The organism is Franconibacter pulveris (assembly GCF_056780215.1).
Genome location: NZ_CM165555.1, coordinates 807223 through 821100, shown reverse-complemented (window position 1 = coordinate 821100; position 13878 = coordinate 807223). Strand labels below are relative to the sequence as shown.

The window sequence follows — 13878 nt, the reverse complement described above, 5'->3', positions numbered from 1 at the left end:
GAGTCTCACTACCGAGGTGTACTATTTTTACCCGAGTCGCTAATTTTTGCCGTAAGGTGTTAAACCGCGAGGAGAGCGTGGTTGAAGAGGCCACCGTGCAACCAGCCATGACGATTATCCCGCGTGAACAGCACGCTATTTCCCGCAAAGATATCAGTGAAAATGCCCTCAAGGTGCTCTACCGTCTGAATAAAGCAGGCTATGAAGCCTACCTCGTCGGCGGTGGCGTGCGCGATCTGCTGCTTGGCAAAAAACCGAAAGATTTCGACGTCACGACTAACGCCACGCCCGATCAGGTTCGCAAACTGTTTCGCAACTGTCGGCTGGTAGGGCGCCGTTTCCGTCTCGCTCACGTGATGTTCGGGCCGGAAATCATTGAGGTCGCCACCTTCCGTGGTCATCACGAAGAGAGCCAGAGCGACCGCGCTATTTCGCAGCGCGGCCAGAATGGCATGCTGCTGCGCGATAATATCTTCGGCTCGATTGAAGAAGACGCCCAGCGTCGCGATTTCACCATTAACAGCCTTTACTATAGCGTGGCCGATTTCACGGTCCGCGATTATGTCGGCGGCCTGCGCGACCTGCAGGAAGGCGTGATTCGCCTGATTGGCGACCCGGAAACGCGCTACCGTGAAGACCCGGTGCGCATGCTGCGCGCGGTGCGTTTCGCCGCCAAGCTCGATATGCGCATCAGCGCAGAAACCGCTGAGCCTATCCCACGTCTCGCCACGCTGTTAAACGACGTGCCGCCCGCGCGCCTGTTTGAAGAGTCGCTGAAGCTGCTGCAGGCGGGCTATGGCTTCGCCACCTATAAGCTGCTTTGCGAATACAACCTGTTCCAGCCGCTGTTCCCCGTCATCAACCGCTACTTTACCGAGCAGGGCGACAGTCCGATGGAGCGCATTATCGCTCAGGTGCTGAAGAACACCGATACGCGCATTCATAACGATATGCGCGTGAACCCGGCGTTCTTGTTCGCTGCGATGTTCTGGTATCCGCAGCTGGAGACGGCGCAGAAAATCGCCCAGGAGAGCGGGCTTGCCTATTATGACGCTTTCGCGCTGGCGATGAACGACGTGCTGGACGAAGCGTGCCGCTCGCTCGCCATTCCAAAGCGCATCACCACGCTTATCCGTGATATCTGGCAGCTGCAGCTGCGCCTGTCACGCCGCCAGGGCAAACGCGCGTGGAAGCTGATGGAGCATCCGAAATTCCGCGCCGCTTACGATCTGCTGGCGCTGCGCGCCGAGGCGGAAAGTAACGCCGAACTGCAGCGCCTCGCCCGCTGGTGGGGTGAGTTCCAGTCCGCCGCGCCGCCGCTGCAAAAAGACATGCTGAACGACCTTGGCGATGAACCGGAAGCGCGTCGCCGCAACCGTCGTCCCCGCCGTCGCGCGCCGCGCCGTGAAGGCAATGCATGACCATCGCCTATATTGCGATAGGCAGCAACCTCGCTTCGCCGCTCGATCAGGTCAACGCGGCGATTGCCGCGCTCGCGGCGATCGCCCAAAGTCGGTTGCTGGCGCAGTCCAACTTCTACCGCACTCCGCCGCTCGGCCCGCAGGATCAGCCTGATTACCTGAATGCCGCCGTGGCGCTGGAAACCGCCCTCGCTCCCGACGCGCTGCTCGACCACACCCAGCGCATTGAACGGGAGCAGGGTCGGGTGCGCAAAGCGGAACGCTGGGGGCCGCGCACCCTCGATCTCGATATCATGCTGTTCGGCGACGAGGTGATTAACACGCCGCGTCTGACGGTGCCCCACTACGACATGAAAAACCGCGCTTTCATGCTGCTGCCGCTGAGCGAGATTGCGCCCACGCTGCGCTTCCCCGACGGCGCGCCGCTGGCGGGCGTGCTTGCCACGCTTGACCAGACGGGCATTTCCCGCTGGTAAAACCCCCAAAAAAGCCACGCTAAAAGTGTGGCTATCCACGTTTCTGGCAATCGATTACACTACGTTTCATTTTCAAATTTCGGGATTGTTATGAAACCGACAACCATCTCCCAGCTGCGTCGCTGGAAACAGGAAAAGACCCGCTTCGCCACCATTACCGCCTACGACTACAGCTTCGCGAAGCTGTTTGCCGAAGAAGGCATTGGCGTAATGCTGGTGGGCGATTCGCTGGGCATGACCGTACAGGGCCATGACTCCACGCTGCCGGTCACCGTTGACGAGATTGCCTACCACACCCGCGCGGTACGCCGCGGCGCGCCGCAGTGTCTGCTGCTCGCCGATCTGCCGTTTATGGCGTACGCCACGCCGGAGCAGGCGTTTGAAAATGCCGCGACCGTTATGCGCGCGGGCGCCAACATGGTGAAGATTGAGGGCGGCCGCTGGCTCGCCGAGACCGTGCGCATGCTGACCGAGCGCGCCGTGCCGGTTTGCGGCCATCTGGGGCTGACGCCGCAGTCGGTCAACATTTTTGGCGGCTATAAAGTGCAGGGCCGCGACGACGCGGCCGCGCAAACGCTGCTGGATGACGCGCTGGCGCTGGAAGCAGCGGGCGCGCAGCTGCTGGTGCTGGAGTGTGTGCCGGTGGAGCTTGCTAAACGCGTCACCGACGCGCTCTCCATTCCGGTTATCGGCATCGGCGCAGGCAACGTTACCGATGGCCAAATTCTGGTGATGCACGACGCTTTCGGCATCACTGGCGGCCACATTCCTAAATTTGCGAAAAACTTTCTCGCGCAAGCGGGCGATATGCGCGCCGCGGTGCGCCAGTATATTGCTGAAGTAACGTCCGGCGCCTATCCGGGCGAAGAACACAGTTTCCACTGACAGGAGTACGGTTGTGCTGATTATTGAAACCTTACCGCTGCTGCGCCAGCATATTCGCCGCTTTCGCATGGAAGGCAAACGCGTGGCGCTGGTGCCGACCATGGGTAACCTGCACGACGGTCATATGAAGCTGGTGGACGAAGCGAAAGCCCGCGCCGATGTGGTGGTGGTGAGTATTTTCGTCAACCCGATGCAGTTTGACCGCGCCGACGACCTGGCGCGTTACCCGCGCACGCTGCAGGAAGATTGCGAGAAGCTGAACCGCCGCGGCGCGGACATGGTATTCGCGCCCACGCCGGAAGAGGTTTACCCGAAAGGCATGGGCGAGCAGACCTTTGTTGAAGTGCCCGGCATCTCCTCCATCCTGGAAGGCGCCAGCCGTCCGGGCCATTTTCGCGGCGTCTCCACGGTAGTGAGCAAGCTCTTTAACCTGGTGCAGCCGGATATCGCCTGCTTTGGTGAGAAGGATTACCAGCAGCTGGCGCTGATTCGCAAGATGGTCGCGGACATGGGCTACGACATCGACATCGTCGGCGTGCCGACCGTACGCGCGAAAGATGGCCTGGCGCTGAGTTCGCGCAACGGCTATCTCACCAGCGATCAGCGGAAAATCGCCCCTACCCTTAGCAAAGTGATGAACGCCATCGCGCAGAAGCTGCGCGCGGGCGAGCGTAACCAGGACGAGATGCTGGCGGCGGCGGCGCAGGAGCTGAGCGAGAAAGGCTTCCGTCCGGACGACCTGCAAATTCGCGACGCCGACACGCTGCTGGAGCTGAATGACAAGAGTGCGCGCGCGGTTATTTTGATGGCGGCGTGGCTCGGTCAGGCACGGCTGATAGACAATCAGACCGTGGAATTAACCCAGTAGACAGAGGGTATAAAACGGGCAATACTGCCCGGGATAAATTCCTGGTGCGGCGGTAAACGCCGCGCTGATATCGTTCTGGTAAACAAGGTTCTATTTATGATTCGCACAATGCTGCAGGGCAAGCTGCATCGCGTCAAAGTGACTCAGGCGGACTTGCATTACGAAGGCTCCTGCGCCATTGACCAGGATTTCCTTGAGGCGGCGGGTATTCTGGAATATGAAGCCATTGATATCTACAACGTTACCAATGGCAAACGCTTCTCAACTTACGCCATCGCCGGCGAGCGCGGTTCAAAAATCATCTCCGTTAACGGCGCTGCGGCGCACTGCGCGGATGTGGGCGATATTCTTATCATCGCAAGCTATGTCACGATGCCGGACGCCGAAGCGCGCGCCTGGCAACCGAAAGTCGCGTATTTCGAAGGTGATAACGAAATGAAGCGCAAGGCGAAAGCCGTACCGGTTCAGGTTGCCTGAGCTCCTTCCAGGCCCTCTTCGCGAGGGCCTTGTTGTATCTGAGCGTTACCCCTGCGGCTGGTTCGTAATGATTTTCGCCATGGTCTCCAGCGAGTCCGTTTTCAAAATATAGAGCCGCTTAAGCAGGAACGGGTTGTCTCCCGGCTTTACTTTTCCCTTCACCGTCGTGACCGCCAGATGAAAACCGGCGTCGTTGGCCGCCTTTACCGCTTTCTCGTCATAGCCGCCGAATGGATATGAAAGATAGAGCACGTGCGGATTGAACTGCGCCAGCGCGCGGCGCGAACGTTCAAAGTCAAACAGCACATTGTGATAGCTGCGGCTTAACAGAATGGGGTGATGCAGCGCATCGACGCGATGAAGAAAATGGGTGTGGGACTGAATATCGAACACATCGGCTATCTCTCGCAGTTCAGAAACGCTCATAAACTGCAGCGACTTCGGGTCCCAGCGTTGCGGGCGGCCTTTAATGCGGGAAGAGATAATAAAGGCGGTGGCTTTAAAGCCGTACTGCTTCAGTACCGGGTACGCGTAGCGGCTTACCGATTTCAGCCCATCGTCGAAGGTTATCACCACCGCGCGAGCGGGCAGATTCATGCGGTTTCGCACGTAGCCCTCCAGCTGATACATCGACAGCGTCGCATAGCCTCTGTCGCGCAGCCAGGCCATCTGGTTGTTGAACGCGCGCACGGAAGTGGTGGTGGAGGTGTGCCGAAAACGGGTGTTCTCTTCGTCGCGCAGGATATGATGGTACGTCAGCACCGGAATGCCGTTATCCTGCTGCGCGTCAAGGCTGCTGATATAGCCCAGGCGGTTGCCGATGCGAACCTCATACCAGGTCTGGTTCAGACGATCTTTAAGCTTGCCGATAATCGGATAGCGCAGGTTTTCCGCGAGCGTGCCGAACGGCGCGCTGCGGCTGTCCGGGGCGTTATAGACGGTAACATCCTGCCAGGTGAGCAGGTTCTGGTTGCTGAGCGGCTTATTCAGATCGCCCAGCCTGTCCTGCACCCGCTGTTTGCCCTGCACCGGCTCCAGATGCTGTTTATCGATAAACCCGGTGCCGAAGCCGAAACGGAACTCGTAATAGTCCGCCGCCATCGGCGAAACGGCGATAATTTGCCCCTCTTCTATCGTGCCCACCGAGATGACCTGGTCCCCGACCTGCGCCCAGATATCGGCATCCTGCGTGGTTTGCATATATTGCGGCGGCACAGGCTGGCCGACAAACGGGCCTGCGTAAGCGGCGCCTGCGCATAACAGCAACAGGCTAAACAGAAGACGAGTCAACATGATGAAGCACAGAACCAGAGTGAAGCGAGTGGCCGCCAGTTTAACAAACCCACCGGCAATTACAGCGCGTGTTTGAGCACAAAGGGCGGGTTTTTCTGTTGCTGGTGCCAGAGGCTGCTGACGTTTTCGCCGCCCTGCTCCACAATTTTCAAGCGAAAAGATTCGCTGGTCAGCGTTTCTCGCCATGCAACCGCGGCGCCCAGCAGCGCAACCGTCACGCCCGAGATAACTTCACAGTGGGGATGCTTGTGGCTTAACAGCGCGGCGGTGCGATAAGGCGTGCCGCCATTCTCTTCGGTGAAGAAAATAACGCCGTCGCCGCTGTCGGTTTCGTGCAGCGCGTCGCAAAGCATGCGGCTCAGCATGTTGGCGCTTAGCCCTTCCTGCACATTCACCGCCCGGCACTGCGTCAGCGCGCCCGCTTTTTCTTCCAGCGCCGCCTGCATTTCCTGCGCCGCGTAGCCGCGACAGACGATAACCCACCCCAACATAGCGTATCTCCTTATTTCAGGCGGGCAGTTTACCCCAGGGAGAAATCGCAGGGCTGATATGCATCAACAGAAAGAAAAAGCCCTCCGCGACGGGAGGGCTTTTTTTCAGGTGCGCAGACCGCGTCCGCGGCTAATCAAATACCAGCACAGCAGGTAGAAGACGATGATAAACGCCGCCAGTACCGCAACGGTAAAGAGCAGCGGAACATCGCTGATGCCGAGAAAACCGAAGCGGAAACCGCTAATCATGTAGACTATCGGGTTTAAATGCGACAGCGCCTGCCAGAACGGCGGCAGCAGCGTCAGCGAATAGAACACCCCGCCGAGGTAAGTCAGCGGCGTCAGCACGAAGGTCGGGATCAGGCTGATGTCATCAAAGGTTTTCGCGAACACGGCGTTCAGCAAGCCGGCCAGCGAGAAAAGCACGGCGGTGAGCAGCAGCGTCAGCCCGACGAAAAGCCAGGAGTGAACCTGGAACGGCACAAAGAAGAGCGAAACCGCCGTAACCAGAATGCCGACGCAGAGGCCGCGCGCCACGCCGCCGCCCACATAACCTGCGATAATCACGTGCGTTGGCACCGGCGCGACCAGCAGCTCTTCAATATTGCGCTGGAATTTGGCGCTGAAGAACGACGAGGCGACGTTGGCATACGCGTTGGTGATCACCGCCATCATAATCAGCCCCGGCACGATGAACTGCATGTAGGTGAAGCCATGCATTTCGCCGATACGCGAGCCAATCAGGTTGCCAAAAATAATGAAATAAAGCGTCATGGTGATGACCGGCGGCACCAGCGTCTGCACCCAGATTCGGGTAAAGCGGTGGATCTCTTTGGCCCAGATGCTTTTTAGCGCCACCCAGTAAAGCTGCATCATGCGTGGTCTCCTTGTTTTTCGTTCACCAGCGTGACAAACAGCTCTTCGAGACGGTTGGCTTTGTTACGCATGCTTAATACCTGAATTCCCTGCGCCGTCAGTTGGTTAAAGACGCTATTGATCCCCTGCTCACGCAGCACTTCCACTTCCAGCGTAGAGGTATCCACCAGCCGGTACTGGTACCCGTCAAGCTTCGGCAGCGGGCTTTTCGACGCCAGATCGAGGATAAAGGTTTCTGATTTCAGCTTGGAAAGCAGCGACTTCATCGAAGTGTTTTCCACCAGCTCGCCGCGCTGGATGATGCCGATGTTGCGACACAGCATCTCCGCCTCTTCCAGGTAGTGCGTGGTGAGAATGATGGTAGTGCCTTTGTCGTTGAGATCTTTAAGAAAGCCCCACATGGAGCGGCGCAGTTCAATGTCCACGCCCGCTGTTGGTTCATCGAGGATCAGCAGCTTCGGCTCGTGCATGAGCGCGCGGGCTATCATCAAACGGCGCTTCATCCCGCCGGAGAGCATACGCGCACGTTCGTTGCGTTTTCCCCACAGATCGAGCTGATTAAGGTATTTTTCGCTGCGCGCGACGGCTTCGCGACGATCCACGCCGTAGTAGCCCGCCTGGTTGACGACAATCTGCTGCACCGTCTCGAAGGGGTTGAAGTTAAACTCCTGCGGCACGAGGCCGAGCTGGCGTTTGGCGTTCACCACGTCACGCTCAAGATCATAGCCAAACACCCGAACGCGCCCGGACGTTTTATTCACCAGCGAGCTGATGATGCCGATGGTCGTGGATTTGCCCGCGCCGTTTGGGCCAAGCAGCGCGTAAAAATCTCCCGCCTCCACTTTTAAATCAATCCCACGCAGCGCTTGTACCCCGCCTGCGTAGGTTTTCTTTAATTGCTCCAGTTCCAGTGCTATTGTCATGGATATTCGCTTACCTTATTTCGCACAAAAGTTGTGTGGTTTAAAAAATTTTTGAGTTGCCCTATATTACCCCAACGCAATTCTTCGGTTACAGGCCGTTAACCTTTATGAAAGATATCGACACACTCATTAGCAACAACGTCCAGTGGTCCAAAATGCTGGTGGAAGAGGATCCGGGCTTTTTCGAACGACTGGCGAAGGCGCAGAAGCCGCGCTTTCTGTGGATTGGCTGCTCCGACAGCCGCGTGCCCGCCGAGCGCCTTACCGGCCTCGAACCGGGTGAGATCTTCGTTCATCGCAACGTCGCCAACCTGGTCATCCATACCGATCTTAACTGCCTTTCGGTTATTCAGTATGCGGTTGACGTGCTTGAAGTGGAACACATTATTATCTGTGGACACTACGGCTGCGGCGGCGTGCAGGCGGCGGTGGAAAACCCGGAGCTTGGGCTTATCAACAACTGGCTGCTGCACATCCGCGACATCTGGTTTAAACATAGCTCACTGCTTGGTGAAATCCCGCAGGAGAAACGCCTCGACGCGCTGTGCGAGCTGAACGTGATGGAGCAGGTTTATAACCTGGGCCATTCCACCATCATGCAGTCAGCGTGGAAACGCGGCCAGAAAGTGACCATTCACGGCTGGGCCTACGGCATCCACGATGGCCTGCTGCGCGACCTGCAGGTAGCCGCAACCGATCGCGAAACGCTGGAACAGCGCTATCGCAGCGGCATCGGCAATCTTCAGCAAACGCACAATATTCACAAGTAATAGTGATAAAAAAAGGGGCCGCGGCCCCTTTTTTATGCCCGCCGGTTATTCGGCAAGCGGAACCACTTTGCCAATGAATGGCAGATGGCGATAGCGCTGGGCGTAGTCGATGCCGTAACCCACCACAAACTCATCCGGAATGGAAAAGCCGATAAACTCGACGTTCACTTCCACTTCGCGGCGGGAAGGTTTATCCAGCAGCGTGCAGATAGCCAGCGATTTCGGTTCGCGCAGGCTCAGGATCTCGCGCACTTTCGACAGCGTATTGCCGGAGTCGATAATATCTTCGACGATCAGCACATCTTTGCCGCGGATGTCTTCATCCAGATCTTTCAGGATTTTCACATCACGCGTGGTCGACATGCCGCTGCCGTAGCTCGAAGCGGTCATAAAATCGACCTCATGGGAAACCTGCACTTCACGGCAGAGGTCCGCCATAAACATAAACGAGCCGCGCAACAGACCAACCAGCACCATATCGCTGCCGCTGTCTTTATAACGCTCGGTTATTTCACGTCCCAGTTCTGCAACGCGCGCTTTGATGTCCGCTTCGGGGATCATTACTTCTACAGTATGTTTCATATCTATAACCATCTGATTTTAAATTGAAATCATCAAACGGCAGCGTTTCGTTCGCCAGCGCTTATTGATAAGGCAGGCAGTATACCAGCAAAAAGCATTTACGGCAGAAATGCATAAAAAAGCCTTTATTGTGATTCAGATCACACATGTTAATAACTATAATTAGTTGCTACTAAAAATATACGAGTGTCATCATGGCGGAAACAAAAGTAAAACAGTCACGTTTGCTCGTGACTCTGACAGCCCTGTTCGCAGCACTATGCGGACTTTATTTATTAATTGGCGGGGTATGGCTGGTCGCTATTGGCGGCTCCTGGTACTACCCTATCGCCGGGGTGGCGATGCTGGCGACGGCCTGGCTGCTGTGGCGTCGTAACGCGGCGGCGCTCTGGCTTTACGCCGCTATCCTGCTTTGCACCATGATCTGGGGCGTCTGGGAAGTCGGTTTCGATTTCTGGGCCCTGACGCCGCGCTGCGACGTGCTGGTGTTCTTTGGCATCTGGCTGATTTTGCCGTTTGTCTGGCGCCGTCTCGCCACCCCTGCGCGCCCGGGCGTTACCGCGCTGGTGGTTTCGCTTATCATTACCGGCGGCATGCTGGTATGGGCGGCCTTTAACGATCCGCAAGAGATTCACGGCACCCTTTCCGCCGACGCCACGGCGGCAGCGGCAAGCGGCGCGGCGGCTATTCCGGAAGGCGACTGGCCGGCTTATGGCCGCAACCAGGAAGGCCAGCGTTATTCTCCCCTCAAACAGATCACCGCTGATAACGTCCACCAGCTTAAAGAAGCCTGGACTTTCCGTACCGGCGACCTGAAGCTGCCGAACGATCCGGGTGAAATCACCAACGAAGTAACGCCGATTAAAGTGCGCGACACCCTTTACCTCTGCACCGCACATCAGCGTCTTTTCGCGCTGGATGCCGCGACCGGTAAAGAAAAGTGGCACCTCGATCCGCAGCTGAATACCAACCCGACCTTCCAGCACGTGACCTGCCGCGGCGTCTCTTACCATGAGGCTACCCCGGCTAACGCGACGCCGGAAGTGCTGGCCGACTGTCCGCGCCGCATTATCCTGCCGGTAAACGACGGCCGTCTGTTTGCGGTGAACGCCGATAACGGCAAGCTGTGCCAGACCTTTGCTAACAAAGGCATCCTGAACCTGCAGACCAACATGCCGGTCACCACGCCGGGCATGTACGAGCCGACGTCGCCGCCGATCGTCACTGACAAAGTGATTGTGATTGCCGGTGCGGTAACCGATAACTTCTCCACCCGTGAGCCTTCCGGCGTTATCCGCGGTTTTGATATCAACACCGGCGCGCTGCTGTGGGCCTTCGATCCGGGCGCGAAAGATCCGAACGCTATTCCGGCGGACGAACATCACTTCACGCCGAACTCGCCGAACTCCTGGGCGCCAGCCGCCTATGACGCGAAGCTGGACCTGGTTTATCTGCCGATGGGCGTGACCACGCCGGATATCTGGGGCGGCAACCGTACGCCGGAGCAGGAACGCTATGCCAGCTCCATTGTGGCGCTGAACGCCTCTACCGGTAAGCTCGCCTGGTCTTATCAGACCGTTCACCACGACCTGTGGGATATGGACCTGCCGGCCCAGCCGACGCTTGCCGACATTACCGTGAACGGCCAGACCGTACCGGTTATCTATGCGCCGGCGAAAACAGGCAACATCTTTGTGCTCGACCGTCGCAACGGCCAGCTCGTTGTCCCGGCGCCGGAAAAACCGGTTCCGCAGGGCGCGGCGAAAGGCGACTACGTGACGCCGACCCAGCCCTTCTCTGATCTCTCCTTCCGTCCGAAGCAAGATCTGAGCGGCGCGAACATGTGGGGCGCCACCATGTTCGACCAGCTGGTTTGCCGCGTGATGTTCCACAGCATGCGTTATGAAGGCATCTTCACGCCGCCTTCTGAACAGGGCACGCTGGTCTTCCCGGGCAACCTGGGGATGTTTGAATGGGGCGGTCTCTCTGTTGACCAGAACCGTCAGGTCGCGATTGCCAACCCGATTGCCCTGCCGTTCGTCTCTAAACTGATCCCGCGCGGCCCGGGCAACCCGATGGAGCAGCCGAAAGACGCGCAGGGCACCGGCTCTGAATCCGGCATTCAGCCGCAGTACGGCGTGCCGTATGGCGTAACGCTGAACCCGTTCCTGTCGCCGTTTGGTCTGCCGTGTAAGCAGCCTGCCTGGGGTTATATCTCCGCGCTGGATCTTAAGACCAACAAAATTGTCTGGCAGAAACGCATCGGTACCCCGCGCGACAGCTTCGGCTTCCCGATGCCGGTTCCGGTTCCGTTCACGCTGGGCATGCCGATGCTGGGCGGTCCGATTTCAACCGCGGGCAACGTGCTGTTCATCGCCGCGACGGCGGATAACTACCTGCGCGCTTACAACGTAACCAACGGCGACAAGCTGTGGGAAGGACGTCTGCCAGCAGGCGGCCAGGCCACGCCGATGACGTATGAAGTTAACGGTAAGCAGTACGTGGTGGTTTCCGCAGGCGGCCACGGGTCGTTTGGCACGAAGATGGGCGACTACATCGTTGCCTATGCGCTGCCGGATGACGCGAAATAATCTGCGATAAGCAAAACAAAAGCCCCTCACTGAGGGGCTTTTTTATGGGCATAAAGCAACGAGATAAACCGCGCGTTGCTTATACGCCCGGCATCGCTTTGCCGCCGGGAAAGGCGATAAGCCTTTCGTCGGGCGGGGTAGCGCCGCGCCGCGTCTTGCTTTTTTGGTGCGGCTTCAGCTCACCGTAAACCCTAACATCATGCCCGTATCTTCATGCTCAAGCAGATGACAGTGAGCCATATAGGCATGTTCAGCGGGCGCTACGTGGTCGAAACGCACCAGCACTTCGCTGCGCGCGCCCTCCACCCAGACCGTGTCTTTCCAGCCCGCGCGGTGCGCCGCAGGCGGCTTGCCGTTTTCGGTAAGGATGCGAAACTGCGTGCCGTGGATATGGAACGGATGCAGCATCATGTCGCCTTCGCCCGAGAGGGTCCAGCGCTCATACTGGCCTTTCGCCACGTTGAACGCCGGGGCGTTCATATCAAACGCTTTGCCGTTAATCTTGTTGGCGTTGTGGAAATCCATGCCGTGGCCGTGACCATGATTCATCTGCCCCATCATCTGCATATGCTGCTGATGGCCCGCCAGCGCCTGCTCGCCATATTTCTCCTGCAGCGCCTGCATGCCCATCATGTCGAGCATCGGGTCCATCATCAGCTGTAGCCAGCGCGCCTGTAGCCCGTCGAGCGAAGGCAGCGCGGGCGCCTTAACCAGAGTATCGGGCAGGCTGCCGGAGGCGGGAATGACCAGCGGCTGAATGCGCACCACCGGCTGCGGCTTATCGAACGGCGCTATCGCCATCCCCATCTGGTTGACCGGCAGCGTGATGATGTCGAACGGCTTGCTGTCGCTCGTATCCACCAGCACCTCAAAGCGTTCGCCGGTCAGCATGGGCAGTTCGCTCACCTTAACCGGCTCCGGCAACAATCCGCCATCGCTCGCCACCACATAAAGCGGGCGGTTGTCGCTGGCGGCAATCTTCAGCGTGCGGGCATTGCAGCCGTTTAACAGGCGCAACCGCAGCCAGCCTTTCGGCGCGTTATGTTGCGGATACGCCACGCCGTTGCAGAGCAGCGTATCGCCGAACCAGCCCACCGCCGCGCTCATCACATCCAGCTGATAATCGACGTGGCCGTCGGCGGTGAATTTTCTGTCCTGAATAATAAGCGGCACATCGTCGATGCCCCACAGCTTTGGCAGCATCAGTTGCAGGCTTTCGACATCCTCAATCAACACCAGGCCCGCCAGCCCCATCGCCACCTGATGGCCGGTTTTGCCATGCTGATGCGGGTGGAACCAGCAGGTCGCGGCGCGCTGCTGCGGCGTAAAACTCACCGTTCGGGTCGCGCCTGGCGCAATCACCCCCTGCGGCCCGCCATCCACTTCGCCCGGTATTTCCACGCCGTGCCAGTGCACTGTGGTTTCCTCGGGAAGCGCATTGCGGATATCCACCGTCACCGGTTTACCGGATGTGAGCTTTACCGCCGGGCCGAGCAGGTTGCCGTTATAGCCCCACGTCGCCACCTTCTGGCCGTTGAACTGGCTGGCGCCCGCCTGGGCGGTCAGGCGAATTTTGCTTTGCGCGTCGGGCGTTAAGAGTTCGGGAATGGGTAAGGTCGGGCGTTTTGCCGCAGGTATCACGCGCCCCCAGGCAGGCAGCATGCTGAACGCGCCCAGCGCGGCGCTGTATTTTAAAAAATCACGGCGGTGCATCTTATTTCCTTATCGACGACAGGCATGCCATGAGCTTAAACCTTTCCCCAACGGGAAGGTCAAGTTTCAACGGGAAAAAGCGAGGAGGAGCGCCCGGGCGGCGGTGAACCGGGCGTTGAGTGAGCATGGCGGCTCGGCATTTCTAAGCTGCTTGTGCGGCAGTGAACTGAACTACAGCGTTGCAGGGCTGGCAATATTTTTTCTAAGCTGCCTGTACGGCAGTGAACCCCAAGCCTCCGGCGTGGCAGCAGAAGCTACATTTCTAAGCTGCCTGTACGGCAGTGAACATGGAGTTCGCGCCGCTCGCAAGGATTGAGTTTTTCTAAGCTGCCTGTACGGCAGTGAACTGTACGCTCCGAGCGCTTGCTGGTATGGTGTGTTTCTAAGCTGCCTGTACGGCAGTGAACAAGGCGGAGGCGCGCCAGCGCGGGTATTCGGCTTTCTAAGCTGCCTGTACGGCAGTGAACAAGAGCGGATTTTAGCTAATTCGCTGTATTAACACCAAATACCTT

At 58.2% G+C, this 13878-nt stretch carries 13 protein-coding genes and 1 CRISPR repeat array; of the genes, 7 read left to right on the top strand and 6 right to left on the bottom strand.

All coding sequences use genetic code 11. The annotated features are described in order from the left end of the window. Positions 1-23 precede the first annotated feature (23 nt). From pcnB to panD, 5 genes are all read left to right on the top strand, one after another. Entirely contained in the window at positions 24-1421 is a 1398-nt protein-coding gene (gene pcnB / locus ACU4F7_RS03920) for a polynucleotide adenylyltransferase PcnB (RefSeq protein WP_208855877.1), read from the top strand. Further along, positions 1418-1897, top strand: coding sequence for a 2-amino-4-hydroxy-6-hydroxymethyldihydropteridine diphosphokinase (gene folK / locus ACU4F7_RS03915; protein ID WP_481638071.1), 480 nt, complete (start codon positions 1418-1420; stop codon positions 1895-1897). The genes pcnB and folK overlap by 4 nt, the downstream gene beginning before the upstream one ends. A gap of 90 nt (positions 1898-1987) precedes the next feature. Beyond that, positions 1988-2782, top strand: coding sequence for a 3-methyl-2-oxobutanoate hydroxymethyltransferase (panB, locus tag ACU4F7_RS03910; RefSeq protein ID WP_029591175.1), 795 nt, complete (start codon positions 1988-1990; stop codon positions 2780-2782). A gap of 13 nt (positions 2783-2795) precedes the next feature. Next, positions 2796-3650, top strand: a complete 855-nt coding sequence (gene panC / locus ACU4F7_RS03905; protein ID WP_481638070.1) for a pantoate--beta-alanine ligase — start codon at positions 2796-2798, stop codon at positions 3648-3650. 96 nt (positions 3651-3746) lie between these two features. Then, positions 3747-4127, top strand: a complete 381-nt coding sequence (panD, locus tag ACU4F7_RS03900) for an aspartate 1-decarboxylase (protein WP_024558153.1) — start codon at positions 3747-3749, stop codon at positions 4125-4127. A gap of 45 nt (positions 4128-4172) precedes the next feature. Here panD and ACU4F7_RS03895 read toward each other — a convergent pair whose 3' ends face one another. From ACU4F7_RS03895 to ACU4F7_RS03880, 4 genes are all read right to left on the bottom strand, one after another. After that, positions 4173-5420: a polysaccharide deacetylase family protein gene (locus ACU4F7_RS03895; protein ID WP_481638069.1), complete on the bottom strand. Its 1248-nt coding sequence runs from the start codon at positions 5418-5420 to the stop codon at positions 4173-4175. A 59-nt stretch (positions 5421-5479) separates the two neighbouring features. Beyond that, entirely contained in the window at positions 5480-5911 is a 432-nt protein-coding gene (locus ACU4F7_RS03890; protein WP_029591178.1) for a PTS sugar transporter subunit IIA, read from the bottom strand. Between the two features lie 105 nt (positions 5912-6016). Continuing rightward, on the bottom strand, positions 6017-6787 hold the full coding sequence (locus ACU4F7_RS03885) for an ABC transporter permease (protein ID WP_024558156.1): 771 nt from the start codon (positions 6785-6787) through the stop codon (positions 6017-6019). Next, entirely contained in the window at positions 6784-7710 is a 927-nt protein-coding gene (locus tag ACU4F7_RS03880) for an ABC transporter ATP-binding protein (protein WP_029591179.1), read from the bottom strand. The genes ACU4F7_RS03885 and ACU4F7_RS03880 overlap by 4 nt, the downstream gene beginning before the upstream one ends. Before the next feature lie 107 nt (positions 7711-7817). Here ACU4F7_RS03880 and can point away from each other — a divergent pair, with 107 nt between their 5' ends. Continuing rightward, positions 7818-8480: a carbonate dehydratase gene (can, locus tag ACU4F7_RS03875; RefSeq protein ID WP_029591180.1), complete on the top strand. Its 663-nt coding sequence runs from the start codon at positions 7818-7820 to the stop codon at positions 8478-8480. 45 nt (positions 8481-8525) lie between these two features. On the opposite strand, the gene hpt is transcribed toward can, so the two are convergent. Beyond that, the gene (gene hpt, locus ACU4F7_RS03870) at positions 8526-9062 is read right to left on the bottom strand and encodes a hypoxanthine phosphoribosyltransferase (RefSeq protein WP_029591181.1); all 537 of its coding nucleotides are present in this window, start codon (positions 9060-9062) and stop codon (positions 8526-8528) included. 194 nt (positions 9063-9256) lie between these two features. Between hpt and ACU4F7_RS03865 the strand changes: the two genes are divergently transcribed. Continuing rightward, on the top strand, positions 9257-11653 hold the full coding sequence (locus ACU4F7_RS03865; protein WP_029591182.1) for a glucose/quinate/shikimate family membrane-bound PQQ-dependent dehydrogenase: 2397 nt from the start codon (positions 9257-9259) through the stop codon (positions 11651-11653). A 174-nt stretch (positions 11654-11827) separates the two neighbouring features. On the opposite strand, the gene cueO is transcribed toward ACU4F7_RS03865, so the two are convergent. Further along, a complete protein-coding gene (gene cueO, locus ACU4F7_RS03860; protein WP_481638068.1) occupies positions 11828-13366 on the bottom strand; it encodes a multicopper oxidase CueO in 1539 nt (512 codons plus the stop codon). A 139-nt stretch (positions 13367-13505) separates the two neighbouring features. Continuing rightward, positions 13506-13833: a CRISPR direct-repeat array (repeat unit 28 nt; unit sequence TTTCTAAGCTGCCTGTACGGCAGTGAAC). Positions 13834-13878 lie beyond the last annotated feature (45 nt).